This is a genomic window from Gaetbulibacter jejuensis (genome assembly GCF_039524015.1).
Lineage (GTDB): Bacteria > Bacteroidota > Bacteroidia > Flavobacteriales > Flavobacteriaceae > Gaetbulibacter_B > Gaetbulibacter_B jejuensis.
In genome coordinates, this window is record NZ_BAAAGF010000004.1 from 212,162 (window position 1) to 238,499 (window position 26,338).

25 protein-coding genes are annotated in these 26,338 nt (G+C 33.4%); 15 read left to right on the forward strand and 10 right to left on the reverse strand.

Annotated features, from left to right (window positions below):
* Positions 1-66: 66 nt before the first annotated feature.
* The gene (locus ABD011_RS13015) at positions 67-807 is read left to right on the forward strand and encodes a CDP-alcohol phosphatidyltransferase family protein (RefSeq protein WP_343798919.1); all 741 of its coding nucleotides are present in this window, start codon (positions 67-69) and stop codon (positions 805-807) included.
* A gap of 11 nt (positions 808-818) precedes the next feature.
* Complete coding sequence (locus ABD011_RS13020; protein ID WP_343798921.1) at positions 819-1,649, forward strand: TerC family protein; 831 nt, start codon at positions 819-821, stop codon at positions 1,647-1,649.
* A 292-nt stretch (positions 1,650-1,941) separates the two neighbouring features.
* On the opposite strand, the gene lptB is transcribed toward ABD011_RS13020, so the two are convergent.
* The 5 genes from lptB to ABD011_RS13045 are packed head-to-tail and all read right to left on the reverse strand — an operon-like array spanning position 1,942 to position 5,664.
* Entirely contained in the window at positions 1,942-2,682 is a 741-nt protein-coding gene (gene lptB / locus ABD011_RS13025) for an LPS export ABC transporter ATP-binding protein (protein ID WP_129761238.1), read from the reverse strand.
* A gap of 26 nt (positions 2,683-2,708) precedes the next feature.
* Positions 2,709-3,527: a glycosyltransferase gene (locus ABD011_RS13030; protein ID WP_343798923.1), complete on the reverse strand. Its 819-nt coding sequence runs from the start codon at positions 3,525-3,527 to the stop codon at positions 2,709-2,711.
* 10 nt (positions 3,528-3,537) lie between these two features.
* On the reverse strand, positions 3,538-3,885 hold the full coding sequence (locus ABD011_RS13035) for a carboxymuconolactone decarboxylase family protein (RefSeq protein WP_343798925.1): 348 nt from the start codon (positions 3,883-3,885) through the stop codon (positions 3,538-3,540).
* Positions 3,878-4,699 (reverse strand): twin-arginine translocase subunit TatC, encoded by an 822-nt coding sequence (gene tatC / locus ABD011_RS13040; protein WP_129761241.1) that lies wholly within the window; start codon positions 4,697-4,699, stop codon positions 3,878-3,880. The genes ABD011_RS13035 and tatC overlap by 8 nt, the downstream gene beginning before the upstream one ends.
* Positions 4,699-5,664: a KpsF/GutQ family sugar-phosphate isomerase gene (locus tag ABD011_RS13045; protein WP_129761242.1), complete on the reverse strand. Its 966-nt coding sequence runs from the start codon at positions 5,662-5,664 to the stop codon at positions 4,699-4,701. The genes tatC and ABD011_RS13045 overlap by 1 nt, the downstream gene beginning before the upstream one ends.
* Positions 5,665-5,751: 87 nt before the next feature.
* Here ABD011_RS13045 and ABD011_RS13050 point away from each other — a divergent pair, with 87 nt between their 5' ends.
* The 4 genes from ABD011_RS13050 (at position 5,752) to ABD011_RS13065 (ending at position 10,427) form a co-directional block, all read left to right on the forward strand.
* Complete coding sequence (locus ABD011_RS13050; protein WP_343798929.1) at positions 5,752-7,953, forward strand: RecQ family ATP-dependent DNA helicase; 2,202 nt, start codon at positions 5,752-5,754, stop codon at positions 7,951-7,953.
* 140 nt (positions 7,954-8,093) lie between these two features.
* Positions 8,094-9,026, forward strand: coding sequence for a peptidylprolyl isomerase (locus ABD011_RS13055; protein WP_129761244.1), 933 nt, complete (start codon positions 8,094-8,096; stop codon positions 9,024-9,026).
* 112 nt (positions 9,027-9,138) lie between these two features.
* Positions 9,139-9,855: a tetratricopeptide repeat protein gene (locus ABD011_RS13060; RefSeq protein ID WP_343798932.1), complete on the forward strand. Its 717-nt coding sequence runs from the start codon at positions 9,139-9,141 to the stop codon at positions 9,853-9,855.
* 143 nt (positions 9,856-9,998) lie between these two features.
* Entirely contained in the window at positions 9,999-10,427 is a 429-nt protein-coding gene (locus ABD011_RS13065; protein ID WP_131508316.1) for a hypothetical protein, read from the forward strand.
* A gap of 48 nt (positions 10,428-10,475) precedes the next feature.
* Here the strand turns inward: ABD011_RS13065 and ABD011_RS13070 are convergent, their stop codons facing one another.
* Complete coding sequence (locus ABD011_RS13070) at positions 10,476-12,272, reverse strand: serine hydrolase (RefSeq protein WP_343798935.1); 1,797 nt, start codon at positions 12,270-12,272, stop codon at positions 10,476-10,478.
* Positions 12,273-12,465: 193 nt separating this feature from the next.
* Between ABD011_RS13070 and ABD011_RS13075 the strand changes: the two genes are divergently transcribed.
* The 5 genes from ABD011_RS13075 to ABD011_RS13095 all read left to right on the forward strand — a co-directional run bounded on the left by ABD011_RS13075 (position 12,466) and on the right by ABD011_RS13095 (position 17,824).
* Complete coding sequence (locus ABD011_RS13075; RefSeq protein ID WP_343798937.1) at positions 12,466-14,616, forward strand: TonB-dependent receptor; 2,151 nt, start codon at positions 12,466-12,468, stop codon at positions 14,614-14,616.
* Positions 14,617-14,730: 114 nt separating this feature from the next.
* Entirely contained in the window at positions 14,731-15,354 is a 624-nt protein-coding gene (locus ABD011_RS13080; RefSeq protein WP_343798939.1) for a tetratricopeptide repeat protein, read from the forward strand.
* Positions 15,355-15,381: 27 nt separating this feature from the next.
* A complete protein-coding gene (locus ABD011_RS13085) occupies positions 15,382-16,728 on the forward strand; it encodes a 2TM domain-containing protein (RefSeq protein ID WP_335976678.1) in 1,347 nt (448 codons plus the stop codon).
* Entirely contained in the window at positions 16,719-17,072 is a 354-nt protein-coding gene (locus tag ABD011_RS13090) for a 2TM domain-containing protein (protein ID WP_238155816.1), read from the forward strand. Before ABD011_RS13085 ends, ABD011_RS13090 begins: the two co-directional genes overlap by 10 nt.
* Entirely contained in the window at positions 17,069-17,824 is a 756-nt protein-coding gene (locus ABD011_RS13095; RefSeq protein WP_262733086.1) for a LytR/AlgR family response regulator transcription factor, read from the forward strand. Before ABD011_RS13090 ends, ABD011_RS13095 begins: the two co-directional genes overlap by 4 nt.
* Positions 17,825-17,855: 31 nt before the next feature.
* Here ABD011_RS13095 and ABD011_RS13100 read toward each other — a convergent pair whose 3' ends face one another.
* Complete coding sequence (locus ABD011_RS13100) at positions 17,856-18,494, reverse strand: hypothetical protein (RefSeq protein ID WP_343798947.1); 639 nt, start codon at positions 18,492-18,494, stop codon at positions 17,856-17,858.
* 33 nt (positions 18,495-18,527) lie between these two features.
* The gene (locus ABD011_RS13105; RefSeq protein ID WP_343798949.1) at positions 18,528-19,703 is read right to left on the reverse strand and encodes an LETM1-related biofilm-associated protein; all 1,176 of its coding nucleotides are present in this window, start codon (positions 19,701-19,703) and stop codon (positions 18,528-18,530) included.
* Between the two features lie 146 nt (positions 19,704-19,849).
* Here ABD011_RS13105 and ABD011_RS13110 point away from each other — a divergent pair, with 146 nt between their 5' ends.
* From ABD011_RS13110 to ABD011_RS13125, 4 genes are all read left to right on the forward strand, one after another.
* Positions 19,850-20,500 (forward strand): DUF4331 family protein, encoded by a 651-nt coding sequence (locus ABD011_RS13110; RefSeq protein ID WP_343798951.1) that lies wholly within the window; start codon positions 19,850-19,852, stop codon positions 20,498-20,500.
* Between the two features lie 20 nt (positions 20,501-20,520).
* Positions 20,521-21,081: a DUF4331 domain-containing protein gene (locus ABD011_RS13115; RefSeq protein ID WP_262733080.1), complete on the forward strand. Its 561-nt coding sequence runs from the start codon at positions 20,521-20,523 to the stop codon at positions 21,079-21,081.
* 81 nt (positions 21,082-21,162) lie between these two features.
* Entirely contained in the window at positions 21,163-22,452 is a 1,290-nt protein-coding gene (locus ABD011_RS13120) for a tetratricopeptide repeat protein (RefSeq protein WP_343798954.1), read from the forward strand.
* Positions 22,453-22,464: 12 nt separating this feature from the next.
* Positions 22,465-24,699 carry a TonB-dependent receptor gene (locus tag ABD011_RS13125; protein WP_343798956.1) on the forward strand — a complete coding sequence of 745 codons (2,235 nt, stop codon included), beginning with the start codon at positions 22,465-22,467 and terminating at the stop codon, positions 24,697-24,699.
* A gap of 238 nt (positions 24,700-24,937) precedes the next feature.
* Here the strand turns inward: ABD011_RS13125 and ABD011_RS13130 are convergent, their stop codons facing one another.
* Positions 24,938-25,747, reverse strand: coding sequence for an anti-sigma factor (locus ABD011_RS13130; RefSeq protein WP_343798958.1), 810 nt, complete (start codon positions 25,745-25,747; stop codon positions 24,938-24,940).
* Positions 25,748-26,278 carry an RNA polymerase sigma factor gene (locus tag ABD011_RS13135; RefSeq protein ID WP_343798960.1) on the reverse strand — a complete coding sequence of 177 codons (531 nt, stop codon included), beginning with the start codon at positions 26,276-26,278 and terminating at the stop codon, positions 25,748-25,750.
* Positions 26,279-26,338 lie beyond the last annotated feature (60 nt).

Here is a 26,338-nt window from a genome sequence, read left to right on the forward strand (position 1 = left end):
AAGTGCAAGTTGCCTCACTATTTTCAAAATAGTTTTCTATTTTTACACAAAACTAATTGACAACTTTTGAAACGACACATTCCTAACCTTGTTACGCTTCTGAATTTATTTTGTGGCGCTGTTGCTGTGATTTTTGCAGTGCATAACAATTTTGTAACTGCTGCAGTATTTGTTTTCTTAGGAATTTTCTTTGACTTTTTTGATGGGCTTTTAGCCCGAAAACTCAATGTGCAAAGTGAAATAGGACTTCAGCTAGACTCTTTGGCTGATATGGTAACTAGCGGATTGGTACCTGGAATTATCATGTTTAAACTATTGGCTTTAAGTATGAGCGGTTCTGGTTTTTATGAGCCTACAAGAGATTGGACTTCTGCAATGCATTGGTATGGCTTAAACGTGTCGCCTTTTGCGTTTTTTGGGTTGTTGATTACTTTGGCTTCAGGGTATCGCTTGGCGAAATTTAATGTAGATGAAGACCAACAAACCTATTTTAAAGGTTTACCAACGCCTGCCAATGCCTTATTGATTATTTCACTGCCATTAATAATGGAGTTTCAAAATCATTCGTTTTTAAACGCTGTGATTCTTAATTCTTGGTTTTTATTGGTGCTGACAGTTGTAAGTAGCTACTTGCTTGTGTGTAATCTAAAACTTTTTGCGCTAAAATTTAAGGATTGGAGTTTTAAAAATAATAGTGTACGCTATGTCTTTATTATTTTAAGCGCTGTGTTGTTAATTGTTTTGCAGTTTGCAGCAATACCACTGATTATAGCTTTATATATTTTAGTTTCTCTATTCACTAAATAACCTCATTTACTATGCTTGAAAATATTTTTACCCTTTTAATGCTTGTGATGTTGCAAGCTGTACTTGGATTTGATAATCTTTTATACATTTCGTTAGAGTCTAAAAAAGCACCAGAACAAGATAGAAAGCGCGTAAGAAAAGTAGGGATTTTAATAGCTATAGGGTTACGTATTGTGCTGTTGTTTTTGTTGGTGTCGCTTATTGATTATTTTCAAGAACCATTTTCGTTTTTAACAGGAGACTTTAAAGATGTTGCAGAGTTTGCATTTAATGGTCATAGTTTAATTGTCTTAATAGGAGGTGGGTTTATTATTTATACTGCTATTAAAGAAATATGGCATATGATTTCTAAACACGATTTAACACAAGATGTTGAAGCTGCTAATTCTAAGCGTAGTAAATCTGCTAATGCTGCCATAGTGAGTATTGTGTTAATGAACTTAGTGTTTTCTTTTGATTCTATTTTAGCTGCTATTGGTTTAACCAGTGATATTGAAAATCCTACCACAGCCTTTATTATTATGGCTATTGCTATAGTGATAAGCGGATTGCTAATGCTTATTTTAGCGGATAAGATTTCGGCGTTTTTGGCAAAAAACAGAATGTACGAAGTACTTGGATTGTTCATACTATTTATAGTTGGTATCATGCTAGTTACCGAAGGCGGTCATTTGGCACACATTAAATTGTTTGGAAACGAAATAGTGCCAATGAGTAAAACAACTTTCTATTTTGTATTGGCTGTTTTGGTTATTGTAGATGTGGTTCAAGGTCGTTATCAAAAGAAGTTATTAGCAGAAAGCCAACATGCTAAAATGAAACAAGGTGAAGGATCGCATTAACATTAAGTACTTTGTTAAGCTATTTTTAATTGTAGTTTTAGCAGTGGTTGTTATACAAGTCCTTCACTTATTAACATCTAATAGTAGTACTCTAGCAGAAAGTTTTATAAATACTCTCTTGGGTTATCTTGTTGCACTAACGAGTTTGCCATTGAGCTTGATGGATAGAAGCTACCCGTTTTATGCAATGGGAAGTATATGGAAGGTTTTATTGCTAGTGTTTATCAACCTACTATTGCAAACTGCGCTTTTGTATGTGTTATTAAAGACAGTGTTTAAGAAAGGGAAATAATTAAAACTCCAATCGTTTTTTACGAAGCTCAAAGTTTTGCCCTAGATACACTTTACGTACCATTTCGTCTGCAGCTAAATCTTCAGGGATACCAGCTTTAAGAATACTACCTTCAAACATTAAATAGGTTCTATCAGTAATCGCTAAAGTTTCTTGTACGTTATGGTCGGTAATAAGGATACCAATATTTTTTTTGGTTAATTGAGCTACAATACGTTGTATGTCCTCAACCGCAACAGGGTCAACACCTGCAAAAGGTTCATCTAATAAAATGAAATTTGGGTCGGTTGCCAAGGCTCTTGCAATTTCGGTTCTACGACGCTCACCACCAGACAGTAAGTCGCCTCGGTTTTTTCTAATATGTCCTAAACCAAACTCTTCAATTAAGGATTCCATTTTAAGATGCTGCTCTTTTTTGCTAAGCTTTGTGAGTTGTAACACGCTTAAAATATTATCTTCAATACTCAATTTTCTAAATACTGAAGCTTCTTGTGCTAGATATCCAATTCCGTTTTGAGCCCTTTTGTACATTGGGTATTTGGTGATGTCAGTGTTTTCTAAATAAATAGTTCCACCATTAGGTTTTATCAACCCAACAATCATATAAAAGGATGTGGTTTTACCAGCTCCATTAGGTCCTAAAAGACCTACGATTTCACCTTGATTAACTTCAAGGGACACATCTTTTACCACGCGACGTCCATTATAGGACTTCATTAAATTTTCAGCTCTTAATTTCACAGGCTTAACATTTTGAACACTGTTTACTATGACGGCAAACTTACGATTTTTAATTTGATTAGTACACGTTGTACTAAACTCCAAAAGTTACCAAAACGTATTTGACGGTTTGATTTTAACTCAATTTTAGGGTCTATTGCAAAATCAGAAGGTGTAAATGTATTGGTTTCAGGATGCTGTAGTTTTTCAGCATTTGAAATGTTTTCTTGATGCACCAGTTGAATCCAAAGGCGCTTAGTATTGATTTGAATAGATGGTACCTCACTCCACAAATTATGACGCCTGCTTAATACCGTTTTAAAATTAGCTTTAGTTTCAATTAGACTTATAAAAGCATTACCTACATAATGCATCTTTCGAAGGGTAGGTTTTTTATTTTGCTTTAAGATAAGTTGATAACCCTCAGTGCAGTCGATAGTTAACTGTTTTTTAGGTTTAAAATGTGATTGAATAGTATCTACAAAGGTGTTATGGATCGCATCATCATTATCTAAACGTGTTGTGATAAGGTGTGTGTCCGTTTCAAGTAACGACTGATTTATAGTGTTAGAGATAGTTTCAGAAAATTGTTCTTGACCATCAATGTAGAGCAGCTGAATATTACTATATGTATTAGCAATAGCCTCAATCTTTTGCTTATAAACTTCAGGTGTTTTTGTATCAAAACACAGTAACCAAACAAAGTTTTGATTGGTTTGCTGTTGTACAGAAGGTAAGCAATAGGTTTCAAAAAGCTGAAATCGATTAGCTAACCAAGTTTCAGAAAGCACATCATCACCATGTTTTGTTACAGACCATTCTTTAAGTCTTAAATTAAAACGTGTGATGATAAAGTGCTTAAACATTGGTCGCTAATTAGTTTTGTGCTTCTAAAGCATCCCAAAATTCATATGCTCTTCGCAAATGAGGAATAACAATAGTGCCACCAACCAGCGTAGAAATGCTTAAAGCTTCAACTACTTCAGCTTTGCTTAAACCAGCTTCGTGACAGGATTGTAAATGGTATTTGATGCAATCGTCACAACGTAATACAGTAGAGGCTACCAAGCCCAAAAGCTCTTTGGTTTTTACATCCAAAGCACCTTCAGAAAAGGCATTGGTATCTAGGTTAAAAATACGTTTTATGATTTTGTTGTTGTCAGCAAGTATGGCATCGTTCATTCTAGAACGATAGTCATTAAATTCTTTAATTATATTAGACATGTTTTGCTTTTTTATTTTGTTTTCTTACCACAAATTTTGAAATGTATATACTTACTTGGTACAGTATTAATATAGGAATAGCCACAATTACCTGACTTGTAATATCAGGAGGTGTTATGATTGCCGAAAGGATTAATACAATAACTAAGGCAAACTTGCGGTATTTTTTAAGGAACTCAGGTGTAACCAACCCTATTTTTGTTAGGAAATAAATAAGAATAGGTAATTCAAAAATAAAACCAGACGCCAAAGAGGATGAGCGTACCAAAGAGATGTAAGAACTAATATCTATCTCGTTTGAAATTTGCTGGCTTACTGTATAGGTTCCTAAAAAGTTAATAGATAAAGGCGTTACAATATAATATCCAAAAAGGACACCAATAAAGAATAGTAAGGATGCAATAATTATAAACCCTCTAGAATGTTTGCGTTCGTTTTCATGAAGTCCAGGACTTATAAATTTCCAGAATTGATAGATTACAAACGGAAATGCAATAACCAAACCAGCATAAATAGATGTCCAAATGTGAGCAGAGAATTGTCCGCCCATGGTTCTGTTTTGAATAATAAACGGAAACTCATCAGCACAAAACGTGGTGTCAACACCTACAAAGGTTGAAATGTCACAAAGTATTCTATAGGTAGGAAAGCTCATTTGTTTAGGACCAAAAATGATGGTTTCAAAAATGAATCCTTTAAAAATAAAAGCCACCACACCAGCAATTAATATTGCTACTATAGCTCTAATTATATGCCATCTTAAATCTTCAAGATGATCAAGAAATGACATTTCATTGATGTTCTTTTTTGCCATTAGATAATTCCTTCTTTGATGAGGTCGTGTAGATGTACAACTCCAGCATATTTACCTTTATGTTCTACTAAAAGTTGAGAAATACCGTGTTCTTCCATAACTTCCATAGCATCAACAGCCATTGCGTTTTCATCAATACGTTTTGGATTGCTGCTCATAATATCTTTTGCGGTTAACCCAGAAAACGAATCGGTTTTGGTAAGCATACGTCTTAAGTCACCATCAGTAATAATACCTACAATTTTGTGGTCTTCTACCACAGCAGTTACACCAAGCATTTTTTCAGAAATTTCAACAATAACTTCTTTTACATTAGTATTGAGTGTTACTTGAGGTTTTTGATTAACCGAAGATAAATCGCTTACTCTTAAGTACAGTCGTTTACCAAGAGCTCCTCCAGGATGGTATTTTGCAAAATCTTTACTCGAGAAGCCTCGTAATTCCAGTAGACAAATCGCTAAGGCATCACCAATAACTAATTGCGCAGTGGTACTGGTTGTAGGTGCTAGGTTATTTGGGCAAGCTTCTTGCTCTACATAAGCATTTAAAATGTAATCGGCTTGTTGTGCTAAAAATGAGGTGTTATTACCAGTAATGGCAATCATTTTATTTTTTGCATTCTTAATAAGTGGTACCAACACCTTAATTTCTGGTGTGTTTCCACTTTTAGAAATACAAATTACTACATCGTCTTCAAGAATTAAACCTAAATCACCATGAATAGCATCGGCAGCATGCATAAAAACTGCAGGAGTTCCTGTAGAGTTTAAAGTGGCTACAATTTTATTAGCGATAATGGCACTTTTACCAATACCTGTAATAATTACACGTCCTTTGGAGTTATATATAAGTTCAACTGCATTTGCAAAGTCATCGTCAAGTAAATTACTTAAATTAGCGATAGCATTTTGCTCAATAGCGATTGTTTTTTTTGCAGTATTAAGGATAGAATCTTTAATGTTCAAAATTTATTAATTTTTGGGTTTGATGCGTCTAAAGAAATTGTTATCTTTATTGTTATGCAAATGTATATAAAATACTAATAGGGATTAATGAGTATAAAAGAAATTGACTTACATTCAGCACTCAAACAATACTTTGGTTTTTCAAAATTTAAAGGGCTTCAAGAGCCTGTAATAAAAAGTATAGTTCAAGACAACGATACTTTTGTGATTATGCCTACAGGTGGCGGAAAATCACTGTGTTATCAGTTGCCAGCACTTATTAAAGACGGAACAGCAATTATTGTTTCGCCTTTAATTGCCTTAATGAAAAACCAAGTAGATGCCATAAGAGGTGTGTCGAACGAAGAAGGAATTGCACATGTTTTAAATTCTTCTCTCAATAAAACAGAAGTTAGAAAAGTAAAAGAAGATATTGTAAATGGAGTTACAAAATTGCTTTATGTAGCGCCAGAATCTTTAACTAAAGAAGAACATGTTGAGTTTTTAAGGTCTGTACAAATATCATTTATGGCTGTTGATGAAGCCCATTGTATTAGTGAATGGGGACACGATTTTAGACCAGAATACCGAAATTTAAGACACATTATAAAACGAATTGGTGATAACATACCTATTATTGGATTAACAGCAACTGCTACACCTAAGGTACAAGAAGACATCTTAAAGAGTTTAGATATCACCAAAGCCAATACCTTTAAAGCATCCTTTAATAGACCGAATCTTTTTTACGAAGTACGTCCTAAAACTAAAAGCGTCGATGCTGATATTATTCGATTTATAAAGCAAAACGAAGGAAAATCGGGTATTGTATATTGTTTAAGTAGAAAGCGAGTTGAAGAATTAGCACAAGTGCTTCAGGTTAATGGCATAAACGCTGTACCTTATCATGCAGGATTAGACCCAAAAACCAGAGTTAAACATCAAGATATGTTTTTGATGGAAGATGCAGATGTGGTTGTAGCTACTATTGCTTTTGGTATGGGAATTGACAAACCTGATGTACGTTTTGTTATTCACCATGATATGCCAAAAAGTATTGAGAGTTATTATCAAGAAACTGGTAGAGCTGGTCGTGATGGTGGTGAAGGACATTGTTTGGCATTTTATGCTTACAAGGATATTGAGAAACTCGAAAAATTCATGTCAGGTAAACCTGTTGCTGAACAAGAAATTGGGCAAGCCTTATTACAAGAAGTTGTTGCTTTTGCAGAAAGTTCGGTATCCCGACGAAAATTTATACTGCATTATTTTGGTGAAGAGTTTGACAACGAAACTGGAGAAGGAGGCGATATGGATGATAATGTGCGTAATCCTAAAAAGCAGCACGAAGCCAAAGAAGATGTTGCAGTGCTTTTAGAGACTGTTGCAAAAACTAACGAGAAGTACAAGTCTAAGGATTTGGTACATGTACTTACAGGAAAATCCAACGCATTAATTGCTTCGCATAAAACTGATGCACAAGACTTTTTTGGTGTTGGAAGTCATCATGATAAACGCTATTGGATGGCATTGATACGCCAAGTTTTGGTGGCTGGTTACCTTAAAAAAGATATTGAAACCTATGGTGTTTTAAGATTGTCAAATGAAGGTAAGGACTTTATAAATTCTCCTGAGTCTTTTATGATGACTGAAGACCATGTGTTTGATGAAACTACCGATGATAGTATTATTACAGCCTCAAAAGGAGGAGGAGCAGTAGCCGATGAACAGCTAATGGGTTTACTTAAGGATTTAAGAAAACGCAATGCTAAAAAACTTGGAGTACCACCTTTTGTGATTTTTCAAGACCCTTCTTTAGAAGACATGGCTTTAAAATATCCTATTACCTTAGACGAATTGAGTAATGTGCATGGTGTTGGAGATGGTAAAGCTAAAAAATACGGAAAGGATTTTATAGAATTAATCTCAAACTATGTTGAAGAACACGATATCATAAGACCAGATGATATGGTGGTTAAAAGTACTGGTACTAACTCTGCTATAAAACTTTACATCATTCAAAACGTGGACAGAAAATTACCTTTAGATGATATTGCTTCAGCAAAAGGTATGGATATGCCAGATTTTATAAAGGAAATGGAAGCGATTGTGTATTCAGGGACAAAATTGAATATCAATTATTGGATTGATGAAATTTTAGATGAAGACCAGCAAGAAGAAATCCATGAGTACTTTATGGAGTCTGAAACCGATAAAATTTCTGATGCTATAGAAGAGTTTGATGGTGATTATGATGATGAAGAATTACGCCTTTATCGAATTAAATTTATTAGTGAAGTTGCTAATTAGTTTATAGTTTATAGTTTTTTGTTTGTAGCAATTAATTCTTTGTTTTAGAATAGATTAACATTTGCTTTAATCTTCTCACTTCTTGCTTCGTACTTCGCACATACTTTTTTATCTTTGCACCTCATTTAAAATAAAATAGCATGCAAGACGGTTTATACGCAAAATTTAATACCTCAAAAGGCGAGATAGTAGTCGCATTAGAATATCAAAAAACACCAGGAACAGTTGGTAATTTTGTAGCATTAGCTGAAGGAAACTTAGAAAACTCAGTAAAACCACAAGGTACACCTTATTATAACGGATTAAAATTTCATAGAGTGATTCCAGATTTTATGATTCAAGGTGGTTGCCCACAAGGTACAGGTTCAGGAAATCCTGGATACCAGTTTGACGACGAGTTTCACCCAGATTTAAAGCACGATGGACCAGGAGTATTGTCTATGGCAAACGCAGGACCAGGAACAAACGGAAGTCAGTTTTTTATCACTCATGTTGAAACACCTTGGTTAGATAACAACCACACTGTGTTTGGTAAAGTGGTAGAAGGACAAGATGTAGTAGATGCTATTGCACAAGGTGACGAAATTAATACTTTAGAGATTGTAAGAGTTGGAGCTGATGCTGAAAACTTTAATGCTGTTGAAGCGTTTAGAACATTTGAAGGTGCAAGAGAAAAACGTTTAGCTGCTGAACGTGAAGCTGCAAAAGCTGAGCTAGATAAATTAGCTGCTGGTTTTGATGAAACTAAAAGCGGTTTAAGATATCAAATCATTCAAAAAGGAAACGGAAAAGCTGCTGAAGCTGGTAAAATGGTATCAGTACATTATAAAGGTCAGTTAGCCGATGGTACTGTGTTTGATTCTTCATACAAGCGTAACCAACCGTTAGATTTTCAGGTAGGAGTAGGACAAGTTATTCCTGGTTGGGATGAAGGTATTTGCTTATTAAACGTTGGTGATAAAGCACGTTTAGTAATACCTAGCGATCTTGGTTATGGTAGTAGAGGAGCAGGTGGAGTTATACCTCCAAACGCTACTTTAGTGTTTGATGTAGAATTGATGGATGTAAAGTAGATTGCCACTTTTTACAGTAAACACGTAACAATACATTAAAAAAATCGTCTCATTTATAAATGAGACTTTTTTTTGCTCTGGTCTCAACTAATAACCAATCCAACCAACTATTATGAAACGTAATACACTATTTCTTTTACTTACAGTAATTCTTCTAAGTGCGTGTTCTAAAAACGTCAAATTTTCTCCAGAATTTAAAGCGCAAACTACAGGACGTTATTTGTATCATGATAATGATGTAATTGACGTCTTCTATAAAGATAATACCATATATTTTAATTGGCGTGAAGGTGTTATAAAGCCTGTCGTAATGGATAGCAATGAGTTTTTTGTAAGTGATTTGTATGCTAAGTTGAGGTTTGTAAAACACCCAGAAACCGAGGTGTTTTACCTATCTGAAATTTCAAAGGACAATGAAGATTTAATTACTTATGATTTTATAAAGGTTGCAGATGACTACAAAACACCACGTATGCACTTAAAAGATAAAGAGTACAAGCAAGCGGTTGAAGGTTTTCTTGCAATAAAGAAAAAAGATTCCACTATAGATGTGGTTAACGAAGGTGAAATTAATCAACTTGGTTATCGCTTAATTAACGATAAAAAATACGACGATGCTATAGAAGTTTTAAAAATGAATGTGGCTATGTTTCCTGAAAGCTCAAATGTGTATGATAGTTTGGGTGAAGCATATTTAAGTGCAGGTGATAGTGCGCAAGCCTATAAAAACTACAAAATTGCGTTTGAAATGAATCCTCGCAACACGAGAGCACAAAACATTGCCGAAACACTTATTAAGTATCAAGATTCTTTACAAACTAAGGACTAAAACTACTTTTTATCAAGGTTTTGTAAAACTTTGTTTTGGTCTTATCTATTTAAAATACAATAGATTAACTTGTTTTTGATTCATTACGTCGAAAAACTATTATATGCTTTTTATAGTATTCGTTTTATTACTAATTTCAATCTATGATAAGTGTAAAACATACGCCTTTATACGAACAAGTATTGAAAGAATTCAATTATGAATTTGGAGATGTTTTTGTGTTTAAAGGGTATTTGATTTCTGAAATTTCTGAAGGTATTAATTTTACTTGGGAAGATCATGGTAATCGAATTGTAGAAGACGTTTCAAAATTCATTGGAGGCAATGGTGCAGATATTGTATATCTATCACACCGAATACATTCTTATTCTGTAAAACCTAATGGTTGGGTGAAATTCTTTAAAGGAAATTATGCGCTAAAAGGTTATGGAGTAGTTGGCTATTCTAGTAAAAGCTTTCTTAATACCTTAATTGAAAGCTTATTCTTCACACAAAAAATAAGACGTTTTAACGATTTAGATGCTGCAGTACAATGGGCTACTCATGATATATTGACTAACGCAGACTCATAAAAAAAAGCACTTTGGTAAAAGTGCTTTTAATACTCTATAATTAAGAAGTTACTTTCGTTTTGCCACAAAGGTTCCGTTAGGTTGTATTGCTTTCAGTTCAATTATTTTACCATCTTCAGCTTCAACAAATTCTACTTTAAAACCTTCAAGGGTTTTAAAAGAGAACTTATGTCTATCAGTAGCCATGAGTTCATATTCTGGTTGACCAGGAACAAAAAGATACAGTGTTTCTTCTTTAACATACACCTTTAAAGTGGTGCCAGCTAATTCATATTCACCAGAATATTGCTCAAGCGTTTTTAAGTCTATGTCAATAGTACTTGGAGTACGTTTAAATTCAATAGCATTAACCATTGGATCTAACTTTAGTTTTGCTCCTGAAATGTCTCCAGCATCATTAGTTTGAAAGTTTATCTTAAGCGCTTTACCATACTGCGTGGTGTCAACTTTATTGTCAGTAACATCAATCATTTCAAAAACATCATAATGAAAATGATTAAAATAAATTTTTTCTCCATTAGCTTCAGAAAATAACGAGTCGTTTTCTACATAAATTTTAAAATCGCCATAACCTTTGTTGGAGTAAGTTCCTGTATAGTCAAGAGTAATATGTGAAGGTTTTGTGTTTTTTACGTTTGAAATTGAAGACTCTTCTTTTGCTTCGGCTTGTGCTTGTTTACTTTTTTCAAGATTTTCTTTATGGCGTTCTGCCCAATCAGTTTGTTCTGCACCAATCATTCTATCAGCAATTGTATTTCTAACCAATGATGGAACCGCTGAACCATTTTGGTTGGCAAGTACAACAATTCCAATTTTATCGGTAGGGAAAAACGCTACGTTAGCCGAAAATCCATCAATATTGCCTCCATGTTCCACTCTATAATGTCCTTTATAAGATTGTAAGAACCAGCCGTAACCATAGTTGTTTAAATAAATATCAGGAAATTCTTTGTCAGGAATATTACTGCTAATAACCATTTGAGACCCTATAGCTTCAGTGATGTAGCTTTCAGGTATAATCTCTTTATCATTAAATTTTCCATTGTTTATCCATGTAATCAGCCATTTAGTCATATCATACACACTGCTGTTTATTGCTCCTGCAGGAGACATACCAGCAATATCATAGTATTTCATTTTACTAATGGTGTTGTCTTCTTTTAACAAATAGCCATAAGCAGCATTTGAGGCTGATTTCATTTCAGAAATAGATGCATTGGAACGATTCATACCAAGAGGTTCAAAAAACAACTCTTTAATATTGTCTTCCCAAGTTTTACCAGTAATTTTTTCAGCGATTACACCTTGAGCTAAAAAGCCAAAATTATTGTAATACCATTGTTGTCTTATACCTGTAAAAGGTTCTTGATATTTTACTCTTGCCAATAAGCTGTCTTTGTCATGCGTTGGGAAAAAATACCATGAACCATCGTGCCTTGGAAGACCTGTGCTGTGTCTCATAAGATCTTTAATAATGATATTGTTGTTCATATCATTATTATAAAACTCTAATTCAGGTATGTGAAGTCTAGGGTTATCATCAAAAGAGAGTTTTTCGTCAGCTCTTAATATTCCTAAAATGGCAGAAGTAAATGCTTTTGAGGAAGACCCAATTGCAAAAAGGGTGTTGATATCTACAGGTGTTTTGTTCTCGTAGTCTCTGTATCCAAATCCTTTGGCATAAACTACTTTGTCGCCTTCAACAACAGCAACTGCAAAACCAGGTGCATTAGTTACTTCGAGTATTTTATTGAGTTCCTTTTCTATGCCTCTAAGCCGTTTGTCTTGGGCATTAAAGGTTATTGAAAACAAGATACTGAACAGGAATAAAACTGACTTTTTCATTGTGTTGGTTTTTAGATAAGTAATAGCTACTTCATTAGTAGTAAATGTAGGCTTTTAGTTACTCATTTTCTCAATTTTTTACAATTCGTCATAAAAAACATACAATTCGGTGACATTGAATTTCAGTATTAATAGGTCTGTTGCAGTTTTGTGGCATCAATCAAAAAACGAACAGTTTAAATCAACTATTACAATGAAACAAATTATTACGTATTTAGTATTGCTTTTTACAACACTTACTATAGCTCAAACAACAGTTAGTGGTAAGGTAACCAATACTTCTGGTGAGCCAGTTTTTGGAGCAAATGTGTATCTAGATGGTACTTACGATGGTGCTACGACTGATGAACAAGGTAATTTTAGCTTTACTACAGAAGAAACAGGACAACAAACTTTAATAGTGTCCTTCTTATCTTATGAAACAAAATCAATTACCAATGAGGTAACAACATTTACTGATGTTCAAATTAAGTTAAGAGAAGACGTTAGTGTATTGGATGCTGTAGTTATTTCAGCAGGAACTTTTGAAGCTAATGACAACAGTAAAGTTTCGGTACTTAAACCTTTAGATGTGGTAACTACTGCAAGTGCTTTAGGTGACTTTGTTGGTGCTTTACAAACATTACCAGGAACATCAACAGTTGCTGAGGATGGTAGACTTTTTGTAAGAGGTGGTGATGCTGCTGAAACTCAAATTTTTATTGATGGTATTAGAGTATTTACACCTTATAGTCCAACACCTAACAATATGCCAACAAGAGGCCGATACTCTCCATTTTTATTTGACGGAATTACATTTTCTACAGGTGGATATTCAGCAGAATACGGACAAGCGCTTTCTAGTGTGTTGCTGTTGAACACTATTGACGAACCAGACCAAGAAAAAACAGATATTAGTATAATGACTGTTGGTGGAGGATTGGGTCACACCGAAAAATGGAACAATTCCTCATTGAGTGTTAATGCGTCTTATATAAATTTAGCACCTTATATTGCTTTGTTTCCTGATAGAAATGATTGGGAAAAGCCATATAGAGGTGCTCAAGGAGAAGCTGTTTTTAGACAAAAATTCGACTCAGGTTTATTAAAGTTTTATGCTGCTTTTGATACTTCTAATTTAGAATTGAATCAAGAAGATATTAATTATGAAGAGGGAATTGATTTTAAATTAAAAAACAACAATTTCTACACAAACGCGAGCTACAGTGGTGTGTTAAACAATAACTGGTCTATAAAATCAGGTTTAAGTTATACAGTTGCCAATACTGATGTAGGTATTATTGATAGTGATATTGATAATAAAGAACATTCTGCTCATTTTAAATTAAAACTTAAAAAACGATTCAGTAGTCGTTTTAAACTAAGCTTTGGTGCAGAACAATTTTTAACCGATTTTAATGAAACGTATACTGACGAGAGCATTAGTGCTAGCTATGGCTTTAATAACAATATATCTGCAGTTTTTGCTGAAACTGATATTATATTCAGTAAAAAACTAGCGTTAAAAGCTGGTTTACGAGGTGATTATTACAGCACTACTAAGCGTTTTGATGTTGCACCTAGAGCATCTTTAGCTTACAAGACTTCAAAAAACGGTCAGGTATCATTAGCTTATGGTAACTTTTTTCAAACTGTTTCAGGAGATTATTTAAAGTTTGACAACGATCTAAAAACACAAAACACACAGCATTATATTTTAAACTATCAGCATGTAAGTGATGGCAGATTGTTTAGAGCTGAAGCTTATAGAAAAGCGTATGACAACTTGGTATTGTTTGATACTGATATGGCGAGTTTTGATAGCGACTATACTAATGAAGGCTCTGGATATGCTCAAGGATTAGATGTTTTTTGGAGAGATAATAAGAGTTTAAAAAATATAGATTACTGGTTAAGTTATTCTTATTTAGATACCGAAAGACAATACCTTAATTACCCAGAAAAAGCGCAGCCAAGTTTTGCGAATACACATAATTTTTCAGCAGTAGTAAAGTATTGGGTAGATGATTGGAAAAGTCAACTTGGGTTAAGTTACAGCTACGCTTCAGGACGACCATATACTAACCCAAACAGAAACGGTTTTTTAAATGAAACCACTAAAAGCTATAACAGTTTAAGTTTTAACTGGGCCTATTTATTAAGCCAACAAAAGATACTTTACTTTTCAGTAAATAACGTCTTAGGGTTTAATAATATTAATGGGTATCAATATTCTAATACGGCAAATGCTAACGGTAATTTTAACAGACAAGCCATTTTACCAGCAGCAGATCAATTCTTCTTTGTTGGATTTTTCTGGACTATTAGCGACGATGGAAAGGATAATCAGTTAGATAATTTATAAAAATCACAATTCAGTAACCAAAATTTACAGTTCAGTACTATAGATTTTCAAACGGTTACCATACTTAAGATATTTGAATCAAATTAAAAACACAAACACTAAATCAATACAAAAATGAAACATTTAATTATCATCGCAACACTAATGGTTTCAGGAACTATACATTCGCAAACCAATTTTGAAAAAGGAATGCAAAAAGCATTTAGCCTTTGGGAAGCTAACAAATGGGACGAAGCCGAAAATATGTTTGAACGCATTGCAAACGCTGAGTCAGACCAATGGTTACCACATTATTACATTGCTCAAATGAATAGCTTAAAAAGCTGGAGCGAAAAAGATGCTAACGTTCTTAAAGCACAGTTAGACAAAGCTCAGGAACACTTAAACACTGCTATGTCAATTAGTAAAGACAATCCTGAATTATTGGTAATGCAAGCACATGTATTAACAAACTGGGTTGCTTTTGATGGGATGACCTACGGAATGAAATACTCAGGGAAAATTAGTGAATTGTACAGTAAAGCCTTAAAAATTGCTCCAGATAATCCAAGAGTAGTATCAGGAAAAGCCGAATGGGATATGGGAAGTGCTAAATACTTTGGACAAGATACAGCACCATTTTGTAAAGATCTAGAAAGAGCATTAGAACTTTTTGCTAACTTTAAACCAGAATCACCATTTCACCCTAATTGGGGAAAAGAGCGAGTAGAACAAACAGTTGCTGCTTGTAAAGAATAATTATAATAAACAAAAAACTAAAGTATCATGATCAAATCCTTCAAAAATGCAGCGCTTACGTTCTTTATTGGCTGTGCAGTTTTTATAGTAGGTAATTTATTTTATGATGGGTTTGATTTTGATAACTTCAACGACTTTTTGATAAGCTTTTGCTTTTATCAAATGTATAGTTTCTTGCTTGGGTATTCTAACTACTACTATTTTGCGTTCCTTGAAAAATTCAACTGGACCAAAAAGCAGCGTTTTCAAAGAATACTTATAGGTCTTGTTGGTTCGGTTGCTATTACCATGTTAGGCTTGTTTATTATGAATGCCTTTCAGTACATCGTTTATCGTGGTGTGTCATGGGAAGATTTTATAGCCTTACAAAGCTGGAACCAATATAGTTTTGGATTGTGGATTACAATGACCATTGTTGTTATTTTTCATCTAGTCTATTTCTATAATCGCTATCAACAGAATAAAGTAAAGGAGCAAAAAGTAATTGCAGGAACAGCAACAGCAAGGTTTGACGCGTTAAAAAATCAATTAGACCCACATTTTTTGTTCAATAGTTTAAATGTATTAACCAGTTTAATTGAAGAAAACCCAGACAGTGCACAACGGTTTACAACATCTCTTTCAAAAGTATATAGATATGTACTTGAGCAAAAAAATAAGGATTTAGTAACCGTTGACGAAGAATTGGATTTTGCTCGAACCTATATGCTGCTTTTAAAGATGAGGTTTGAAGATAGCTTAACGTTTGATATTCCTGAAAAGGCATCAAACCCTGAAAGTAAAGTGGTACCATTATCGTTACAGTTACTGTTAGAAAATGCTGTAAAGCATAATATGGTAACATCTACCAAGCCTTTGCATATTAAAATATATGAAGATGCAAATGAAAACCTGGTTGTTGAAAATAATCTGCAACCCAAACAAATAGTAAAAAAGAGTAGTGGAGTAGGTCTCGAAAACATTAAACAACGTTATCAGCTCCTTACCACTAAAAAAGTATACATCAATCAACAAGCAAACCGTTTTGCAGTTGCAATACCAATGCTTACAAAACAAATATCAATCATGAGAAAGTCTGAATTACCATCGCAATTTGACGACAGTTACATACGTGCAAGAAAGCATGTAGATAACCTAAAAGAGTTTTACTACGGTTTAATTTCGTACTGTTTAGTCATTCCTTTTTTAATTTTCATCAATTACAAAACGTATTGGGGATTTCAATGGTTTTGGTTTCCAATGTTAGGTTGGGGAATGGGAATAGGTTTCCATGCTTACAAAGTATTTGTTAACGATGGCGTTTTAGGTAGAACCTGGGAAAAGCGTAAGATTGAGCAATTTATGAAAGAAGAAGAACAGAAAAAATGGAACTAAAAGCTATGGAACAGTTTAATTACAATCCCGAGAATAATCAACTCGAAGATAAAATACGTCATGAAGAAGCGTATTTAAGAGCTAAGAAAAAAGTAGAAAAAATAGTAGGCTTCTACTGGCATTTGGCATCATACATTATTATAAATATTGTTGTTATTTTTATTATAGTGTATAGTGGTGGCAGTTTAAAAAGCTTTGCTACCTATTCAACAGCCTTTTTTTGGGGAATAGGACTGCTTTTTCACGGATTAGGCGTTTTTGGACCAGACTTTTTATTTGGAAAGCAGTGGGAAGCCAAAAAAATAAAAGAATTTATGGATAAAGATAAACAAGATTGGCAATGAGAATTATCATTATTGAAGACGAAAAACCATCAGCACGTAGGTTACATAGAATGATTGAAAGGTTAGACCTTACTGTAGAAACCATGTTACACTCGGTTGAAGAAGCCTTGGATTGGTTTCAAAATAACCAACATCCTGATTTAATTTTTTTAGACATACAATTAAGCGATGGTTTATCGTTTGAAATTTTTGAACACATTGATATAAAGTCTGCTGTTATCTTTACAACAGCTTACGATGAGTATGCGTTACAAGCCTTTAAATTAAATAGTATTGACTATTTATTAAAGCCTATTGACGAAGACGATCTTGCTAAAGCAGTAAGCAAATACAAAGAGCGTTTACCACAGCAACAAGCCGTAACGTTAGATTTTAACGATATTAAAAAACTGTTGGTAAACCCAATAGAGCGAGAGTATAAAAAACGATTTTCGGTAAAAGTTGGTCAACACCTTAAGCTTATTAATATTGATGAGATTGAATGTTTTTACAGCGAAAACAAAGGCACTTATGCCTATACTGTCGAAGGTAGAAACTACTTGTTAGATTTAACCTTAGAGCAGTTGGAAGACGAACTAGAACCACAAACCTTTTTTAGAATAAGCCGAAAGTTCTTTGTCAACATTAACGCTATAAAAGACATGATTAGCTATACCAACTCCAGACTTCAGGTAAAGTTAAATAACTATAATGAACAAGAGGTTATTGTAGCTAGAGAGCGCGTAAAGGATTTTAAATTGTGGTTGGAGTAGTGTCAATTAATATATTGTTAGCTACTAGCTTTTATTCTATATGATACCATTTATATTCTTTTCCATTCCAAAATATAATTCCGCCACCATGAGATTCCTCAATACTTAAATAGATTCCGTTTCCAATTAGTTTAAAATTCTGTTTTTTGTCTTGTTCTATTATATCTCCTGTTTCTTCATCTACTATAGTTGGTGAAATGACTTGTCCTTTTGGTATAGTTTTGATACCTTCAATCCAATCAAGGTTTTTCATCCCATTTATTTCCTTTCCTGCTCCAAAAATTGAATAATCGGTTTTTTTGTTATTGTGAATAACTAATACCCCAAAATAACCGTTTTCCAAGTTTATTAATGTTGAAGCAAAATCTTCTTTTTCATCTCCATTAAAATCTCCAAATATTATTTCATCATAGACTATTTTTAAACTATCAGGAATTTTAGCATTATTAACAAATTTTGGTAAATTCTTTTGAATTTCTAATTCTGTAGGCACATAATTTGCTACTTCAGAATTTGAACTATTTTCATTCATAATACTATCAACTTTTTCTGCTTTCTGAAATTCTAATTTTTCAACTTCAGTTTTTTCTGTTTTTAATTCAAAATTTGATTTGTTTTTACACGAAATAAAAGTTAAAATCAGAAGTAAAATGTTCAATGTGTGTTTCATAAATTATTGACAGATATACAATTACAACATTTTTTAATCCTCTTCAATACGGTTGTCATCAAAAGCCGATGGTAACAATTTAGGAATAAATTTTATAAAAATAGGTAGTAAAAGCATACCACCTGGTAACATAAAAATGGCTAAGCTAGGTATGGATTTAAAAATATCTAGTAATTGGTCTTGTACTTTTTTTTGTTCGTCGTCACTAAGTGGTCTTGTGGTTGATTTGGTAAGCAATATCATGAGCTCTTTACTTTCTTTAAGCTCTTTGAGTAAGCGTTTGCTATTGCGTTTTATGAGTTTTCGTACCATTTTACTGGAGTTGTCATAAAAACTCTGAACCATGTTTTTAGAGTTCAGCAATGCAATTTTATCTTTATTGGTTTCATAAAACACATTAATGTGCTCAATGGAAGCCTCAATAATATCTTGTTTTACATCAAGGTCTTTACCTAGTTTTTTTAAAAACTGTTTCTCTTCAAGGTCAATGGTTTTATCACTCCAAAACGCCATACATACAATATCAGTAATGTAGTATTTGCTGAGCCGTCCGTTTATAAAAGTGATCACTTCGTTATAGCTATGCGTTCTATTGTCTTGGTATCTCAATGATGCTTCAATGAGTTTAATAAGGCTTTTGTCGTATTTGGTTTTTTCCGATTTGTTTTCAAAAACATCAATAATAATGGTTTCAATAGCTGCTTCAAGATTTTTTAAGTAGGTCTCAGAAACTACATCTGTTCTAAGGTACTTTTGATACGCAATAACATCAACAAAAAGCAGTGCATTGGTGATAAAGTAATTAAAGTTTTTTGTGAGGATATTGTCATCAATATGCACACGTTTATTCACCATAGCTTCCAAAAGCTCAGAGGATTTTTTTTCACCTAAAAGCTCTTCAAAAAAAGAAGATTTGTAAACATCGATAGTGTTGTAAAAGTTAATAACGCTTTCAACAAAATCTGCTTTGCCACCTTCCTTGTTGTGGATGTAATAAAAAGAGGCCAAAAGGTTTACTTTGGTCAACTCTTCATGAAGAAACTCCCTGTTTTCAATGCAATTATCTACAATAGAAATATTACTTCCGTAGATAAATCCACTTTGCTTTAAGGCTACATAAAAGTCGTCCAATTTTAGTTGACAAAAAGAGGTGTTGGCACTGAGCTCCTTGAGTAATTTTTTTATCCAGCCATTGGCAGAAGGATTCATGGGCTTAAGATTATAGAGTAAAGATAGTTTTAAATTTTAAAAGCGCTATAATTTTTTTGTTAACAAAAATTTAACAAAACCGCACTTTAGATTTTTCCGTAGGTAGAGCAGAGACAAAACAATTAATTAACAAAAATCTCATTATTATGAAAAAATCAAAAATCTTTTTAGGGATCGCAATTGTTGCAGTTGCAGGTTTCATTGCTATTGCAGCAGACCACATTGATGCGCCAGCGGTTCAAGGTGGTACGAACGATATTACTGACTTTTATGCTTTTCAGGGAGAAGACACAAACAATCTGGTATTTGTAGCAAATACACAAGGTCTTTTGAGTCCTTCAGCCACTGGAAGTGCTTCGTTTGATGAAAATACTCTTATAGAGTTTAACATTGACACTACAGGAGATAATGTTGAAGACTTGGTAATTCAAGCTACTGCAAGAGATGGTAAAATGTACTTTTTTGGACCAGCAGCACCTAGCTCAACAGGGTTAAGCAGTTCTATTTTAACAGCTTCCCAACAAGGAGTTGTAGACATTACAAGCTATGGTTCTCCTGCTACTATTTCAACAAATGGCGGAATGCGCTTTTTTGCAGGACCACGAGACGACCCTTTCTTTATGGACTTTGCTCAGTATAGCGCAATTGTTGGCGGAACAGCTACAGCGTTTAACAATCCAGGTGACGACACATTTGCTGGAACCAATGTAATGTCTGTTGTTGTTGAAGTTCCAAAATCAATGATTGGCGGAACAGGAACAATAATTACTTGGGTTGAAACTAAAAGAAAACAATAAACTTTAAACACATTAATATTATGAAACTAAATACTATAAAACTTTATGCTATTGCAGCACTTATTGCTTTAACAGCATATAACTGTAATAATGACGATGATAGTAATACCGAACCAATTGGACCTGATTTTTCGGGTACATATATACAAGAAGACCAAATGGGTAGACCAGCTGTAAACACAGTGTTTGTGTCTTCATCTAGTAAAGACGATTTTAATACTACAATACCTTCAAATCAAGGAGCAGCGTTTCAAACTATGTTTCAAACTAACTTGGAAGCCTTAAGTCCTGCTTATGCAAATCCTGGAGATACTAATGCACTAGGCTTAGACTCTGCAACATTTACAGGTCTTTTAGCTACTGATGTGTTGAATGTATCATTAGATGGAACAACTACATTTTATGATGGTACCAATGTGCTTACTGGTAGAGCACTAGCTGATGATGTTATTACAGTAGAACTGCTATTGATTTTTGGAGGAGAAGATTTTTCTGAAAACCCAACTTTAAGCAATGATAACGTTGACGCAAATGATAAGGAATTCCTTACCTCATTTCCATACTTGGCTTCGCCATGGTAATACAATTTTAAATAACCTTGAAATATTTAGTTAGTCGTATTTCAAGGTTATTTAACAACTAACAAATAACTCTCAATACTCATGAACTCTCTATATAAAATAGTGTTGTGCTGTGCAATTATTGTATCTAGTTGCACAACACCACCAAAAAAAATTACTGATACTAATGATTATAATATTTACCTTGAATTAGCCCAGAATAAGGCGTTGCAAGCTGCTAAGAACGATAATGAATTTTGGAAACAAAAGTTAGAAACTACACCTAATCAGTTTCCATATTTAGGAAAACTTGCAACGTCATATTCTAATTTATTTGAAATTACAGGCAAAATTTCATACCTAAAACAAGCTGAAAACTACTTGATACAAGTCAATAAGGCAACCGAACAACAAGATGCTGGTTACTTAAGAGCATTAGCTTCAAACTATATTTCTCAACACAGATTTAAAGAAGCTTTACAACAGCTTACCAAGGCTGAGTTAATAGGAGAAAATCTTGAGGCAACCCAAAAAATGCTTTTTGATGCACATTTAGAATTGGGTAACTATAAGTTAGCACAAGGCTATCTGGAGATGTTTAAAGATTTTAGTGATTTTGATTATCTCATTCGTTTATCAAAATGGAGCGATCATAAAGGAAATCTGGATGCTGCTATTAAATACATGGAAAAAGCAAAATCTATTGCTGAATCTTCTAATCTTGACGGAATTAAACAATGGTCTTACACCAATCTTGCCGATTTTTATGGTCATGCAGGAAAAATCGAAGCTTCGTATACTCATTATTTAAAAGCATTAGAATTAAATCCAAACGATGCTTATGCTAAAAAAGGAATAGCTTGGATCGTTTATTCTTATGAGAACAATCCTGATGAAGCTTTACGAATTTTAAAAACAGTTACGACCACTTTTTTTGCTCCAGATTATTACCTGCTTAAAGCTGAAATTGCCGAATATAAACAAGACATAGCTTTAAAAAACGAGCAACTAAAACTGTATAAAGAAGCTGTAAAAGATACTTCGTATGGTGATATGTATAACAAATTCAATGTGTTGCTTTATGCTTGTGAAAAAGAAAATAGGGATGAAGCTATAATGATTGCTAAAACTGAAGTAGATAACAGACCAACACCACAATCTTATGATTTGTTGGCTTGGGCTGAATTTAAAAACGGAAATCTAAATGGAGCCTTAAATATTGTTGAAAACCATATAGCTGATAAAACTTTTGAACCTGAAACACTATACCATATAGCTGAAATTTACAAGGCTTTTGGTAAGTATGAAAAAGTGAAACCTTTAAAAGAAGAACTCTTAGGAAGTCTGTATGAACTGGGACCAACCATGAAAGAAAAGATAGAGCAACTTTAATCACTCAACATTATGAAAACAAAACATACAATATTGGTATTACTAATGTTAATAGTGAGTTCTACTGCTTTTTCACAGCATTTAAAAGGTAAGGTTTTAAATACTTTTAGTCAACCTTTGGAATCTGCTTATGTATTTAACGTTACTACAAAAAGTCATGCACATTCATCTGAAAATGGTCTGTTCACTATTGATAATACAAGTGTAGGAGACAGTCTAAAAATAGGATTATTGGGTTATGAAACAAAGTTTGTTGTTGTAAGCTCTTCAAGTTTTGAAGCAACACTACCTATTACGCTTCAGGAAAAGGCGTTTCAATTAGATGAAATGATAATTACTGAAGAATTAAATACAGCAAGTACTATAACTAGGTTGGATATGAATACCAATCCGTTGAATTCATCGCAAGAAGCACTGCGTAAAGTACCTGGGTTAATTATTGGACAGCATGCTGGAGGAGGAAAAGCAGAACAAATTTTTCTTAGAGGTTTTGATATAGATCATGGTACTGATGTATCAATAAATGTAGATGGTATGCCAGTAAACATGGTGTCTCATGCGCATGGACAAGGTTATAGCGATTTACATTTTTTAATACCAGAAACGGTTAATAAAATAGATTTTGGTAAAGGTCCTTATTATGGCGATAAAGGCGATTTTACTACAGCAGGTTTTGTAGATTTTTCTACAAAAGATTATCTAAAAGAAAGTGCGATAACATTTTCAATGGGAGATTTTAATACCTTAAGAACTCTTGGGATGTTTAATCTTCTAGAAAAGTCAAAACATCAAAATGCATATATAGCTACTGAATATTTAGCAACCGATGGACCTTTTGAGTCGCCTCAAAATTTTAATCGAATTAATGTATTTGGAAAGTATGTTGCTTTTTCATCAGATAATTCAAAATTGTCATTAACTGCTTCTCACTTTACAAGCAGATGGGATGCTTCTGGTCAAATTCCGCAACGCGAAGTTGATAATGGAAATATTACACGTTTTGGAGCTATTGATGATACAGAAGGAGGAGAAACCCAACGCACAAATTTTAACGTTGAATTCAATAAGTATATCACAGATAACACACGCTTAAAAACCAATGCGTTTTATTCGCATTATGCTTTTGAATTGTATTCTAACTTCACATTTTTTTTAGAAGATCCAGTTAATGGAGATCAAATCAAACAGCAAGAGGATAGACATATTTTTGGTGTTAATGCAAGTGTTGTTAAAGAAACTAGTTTAGGGTCAACTCCTGTAACTATTAGTTCTGGTTTAGGTCTTAGACACGATATTGTAAATGATATTGAACTGTCGCATACACTTAACAGAAAAACCACTTTAGAGCAAATACAATTGGGTGATTTAAATCAAACAAATGTAGATGCTTTTGTAAATGCAGAATTTGAGTTTGGAAAGCTTAAAGTAGCTCCTGCATTGCGCTTAGACTATTTTAAGTTTTTATACAACGATAAGTTACAAGTTAATTACACTACGCAGTCTGAAACTAAAACAATTTTAAGTCCGAAACTTAATTTTTATTACGATGCGGCTAGTAACCTTCAACTGTTTTTAAAATCAGGAATTGGTTTTCACTCTAATGATACAAGAGTTGTTGTAAGCAATCAAGGAGAAGATATTTTACCAAGAGCTTATGGATTGGATTTTGGTAAAGTATGGAAGCCATTTCCAAAACTAGTGCTTAATTCGGCATTGTGGTATTTGTTTTTAGAACAAGAGTTTGTGTATGTAGGAGATGCTGGAATTGTAGAACCTAGCGGAAAAACTGAACGTTATGGTTTTGATTTAGGCTTAAGGTATCAATTTAATGATTGGTTGTTTTTTGATACTGATGCAACAATTACGCATGCTAGAAGTACAGAAGATCCTGATGGACAAAACTATATTCCGTTAGCTCCTGATTTTACATTGGCTGGAGGATTATCGGTTAATGATTTGAATGGATTTTCTGGAGGAATTAGGTATAGATATATTGATGATAGACCAGCAAATGAAGACAATAGTATTGTAGCAGAAGGCTATTTTGTAACCGATTTTAATGCTAACTATAGTTTTGATAATATCACTTTAGGGTTTGTAATAGAAAACCTTTTTGATACCGAATGGAATGAAACACAGTTTGCTACAGAGTCTCGTTTGCAAAACGAAGCACAGTCTGTTGAAGAAATACATTTTACACCTGGAACACCTTTTTTTATTAAAGGAACTATTGCATACAGGTTTTAAATAGAAGATGTAATTTGACTATTAATTTGAGGGAAATAATGGTTGACAACAACTAGCAAAAAATAAATTGATATAGGTTGAATTAGTGGTAAACCATACTAGTTATGGTTGTTTTTAGAGTTTTTTTGTTAGTGGAAAGTGTCTGTTTATCTTGTGTAAGCAGGCATTTTCTTTTTTTAAATTAAAAAAGCATTAAACAACAGTTTAATGCTTTTTGTTATTTTCTAAAAGAGATTTTTTAAGGGGTAGATGGCGTAACAACACCAAGTGTATAAAGTTGTTCCATTGTTGGAGATTCGCTTCCGCCTTCAGGTTCTAATGTAATACCAAACGCTTGACTTTCAAAAGTGTTGGCTATAGCAAATATCTTGTTGTCATCAGTATTAAAATCATCAATAGTACCTAAACTAGTTGGTGTTAATGGGTTTAGGGTTAACGACCATACTTGCCAAACTTTACCTTCAGGTGCATTAGGTAATCCTTGAGCATCTAAGTAAATGCTGTTGTCTGCTTTATTCCAGTATACTTTAGCATAAGCATTTTCAAACTCACCTTGTCCACCAAGAGGTACAGCAATGATGTCTTTATCACGTAATACATTTAAAAGGTTTTTTGTTGCTGCAAGATCATTTTTAGCAGCTTCAATTTGCTCTTCTAAATAGGCATTTTCAATATCAGCTGTAGTAATATCGGCTTCTAATTGCTTGTTTTGGTTTAGTGTCCACAGTAAACCAGCTCCTACAATAAGAGCAGCTGCCCAACCAGTATAAGTAAACCAATTATACTTAGGTTTATTTATTGAAACAACCTTAACCTCGTTATCACCAAGTTTTAGTTTTTCTTTTATTATGTTGAAAATATGAGAGCTAGATTTTGGCGATACAGCACTTGTAAGCTTTATAACAGAAGCTTCAATTTCTAATACTTCCTGTAAAATTTCAGGATGCTTTAGCATAAGTTCATACACTTCTTTACTTTCTTTTTCAGAAAGTGATCCTGCAACGTAAAGTTCCAAAATTCCAGATTCTATGTATGCTTTAATATCCATTTACTTTATTAACATTTCTCTTAATTCCTTAATGCAATTTCTGTTTCTTGTTTTTATGGTACCTATAGGCATTTCAAGTGTTTCAGAAGCTTCTTTTTGAGTGTAACCTTTAAAATAAAGTAGCTCAATAACTTTAATACACTTTTTGGCAAGTTTCTTTACATATTTTGAAATACCAATGGCATCAGTTTTGTCATTAAGGTTTTCATTGTTTTCCAAGATATCTACGAAAAATTCCGCATCAAGGTTTTTCTTTGAGTTCTTAAATGCTTTTGACCTTGTTTTATCTATGGCTGCGTTTCTTGCAATGTTTAAAATCCAAGTAAAAAAGCGACCTTTTTCAGGTGAGTAGCTGCTAGAATTATGCCATACTTTTATAAAAACATCTTGCATAATTTCTCCAGCTATATCGTTGTCTCTAACAATGTTGTAGATAACTCCATGCATGCTTTCGCTATACATATTGTATAACGATTCAAATGCTTTTTCGTCTTTTTGTTGAAACTGAGATATAAGAGTTTCTAGTTGCATTGTTTGGTTTTAAGAATACCGAAAATAGTGAATTTAAACCAAAGAAAAAAGCTACACGAG

Excerpts from the sequence above, each read along its gene's own strand:
- ABD011_RS13125 (WP_343798956.1), top strand. The coding sequence starts at position 22,465 with ATGAAAACAAAACATACAATATTGGTATTACTAATGTTAATAGTGAGT.
- ABD011_RS13120 (WP_343798954.1), top strand. The coding sequence starts at position 21,163 with ATGAACTCTCTATATAAAATAGTGTTGTGCTGTGCAATTATTGTATCT.
- ABD011_RS13090 (WP_238155816.1), top strand. The coding sequence starts at position 16,719 with ATGGAACTAAAAGCTATGGAACAGTTTAATTACAATCCCGAGAATAAT.
- ABD011_RS13100 (WP_343798947.1), bottom strand. The coding sequence starts at position 18,494 with ATGAAACACACATTGAACATTTTACTTCTGATTTTAACTTTTATTTCG.
- ABD011_RS13095 (WP_262733086.1), top strand. The coding sequence starts at position 17,069 with ATGAGAATTATCATTATTGAAGACGAAAAACCATCAGCACGTAGGTTA.
- ABD011_RS13105 (WP_343798949.1), bottom strand. The coding sequence starts at position 19,703 with ATGAATCCTTCTGCCAATGGCTGGATAAAAAAATTACTCAAGGAGCTC.
- ABD011_RS13055 (WP_129761244.1), top strand. The coding sequence starts at position 8,094 with ATGCAAGACGGTTTATACGCAAAATTTAATACCTCAAAAGGCGAGATA.
- ABD011_RS13070 (WP_343798935.1), bottom strand. The coding sequence starts at position 12,272 with ATGAAAAAGTCAGTTTTATTCCTGTTCAGTATCTTGTTTTCAATAACC.
- ABD011_RS13020 (WP_343798921.1), top strand. The coding sequence starts at position 819 with ATGCTTGAAAATATTTTTACCCTTTTAATGCTTGTGATGTTGCAAGCT.
- ABD011_RS13060 (WP_343798932.1), top strand. The coding sequence starts at position 9,139 with ATGAAACGTAATACACTATTTCTTTTACTTACAGTAATTCTTCTAAGT.
- ABD011_RS13075 (WP_343798937.1), top strand. The coding sequence starts at position 12,466 with ATGAAACAAATTATTACGTATTTAGTATTGCTTTTTACAACACTTACT.
- ABD011_RS13030 (WP_343798923.1), bottom strand. The coding sequence starts at position 3,527 with ATGTTTAAGCACTTTATCATCACACGTTTTAATTTAAGACTTAAAGAA.
- ABD011_RS13115 (WP_262733080.1), top strand. The coding sequence starts at position 20,521 with ATGAAACTAAATACTATAAAACTTTATGCTATTGCAGCACTTATTGCT.
- ABD011_RS13110 (WP_343798951.1), top strand. The coding sequence starts at position 19,850 with ATGAAAAAATCAAAAATCTTTTTAGGGATCGCAATTGTTGCAGTTGCA.
- ABD011_RS13065 (WP_131508316.1), top strand. The coding sequence starts at position 9,999 with ATGATAAGTGTAAAACATACGCCTTTATACGAACAAGTATTGAAAGAA.
- tatC (WP_129761241.1), bottom strand. The coding sequence starts at position 4,699 with ATGGCAAAAAAGAACATCAATGAAATGTCATTTCTTGATCATCTTGAA.
- ABD011_RS13080 (WP_343798939.1), top strand. The coding sequence starts at position 14,731 with ATGAAACATTTAATTATCATCGCAACACTAATGGTTTCAGGAACTATA.
- ABD011_RS13035 (WP_343798925.1), bottom strand. The coding sequence starts at position 3,885 with ATGTCTAATATAATTAAAGAATTTAATGACTATCGTTCTAGAATGAAC.
- ABD011_RS13130 (WP_343798958.1), bottom strand. The coding sequence starts at position 25,747 with ATGGATATTAAAGCATACATAGAATCTGGAATTTTGGAACTTTACGTT.
- ABD011_RS13135 (WP_343798960.1), bottom strand. The coding sequence starts at position 26,278 with ATGCAACTAGAAACTCTTATATCTCAGTTTCAACAAAAAGACGAAAAA.
- ABD011_RS13085 (WP_335976678.1), top strand. The coding sequence starts at position 15,382 with ATGATCAAATCCTTCAAAAATGCAGCGCTTACGTTCTTTATTGGCTGT.
- ABD011_RS13050 (WP_343798929.1), top strand. The coding sequence starts at position 5,752 with ATGAGTATAAAAGAAATTGACTTACATTCAGCACTCAAACAATACTTT.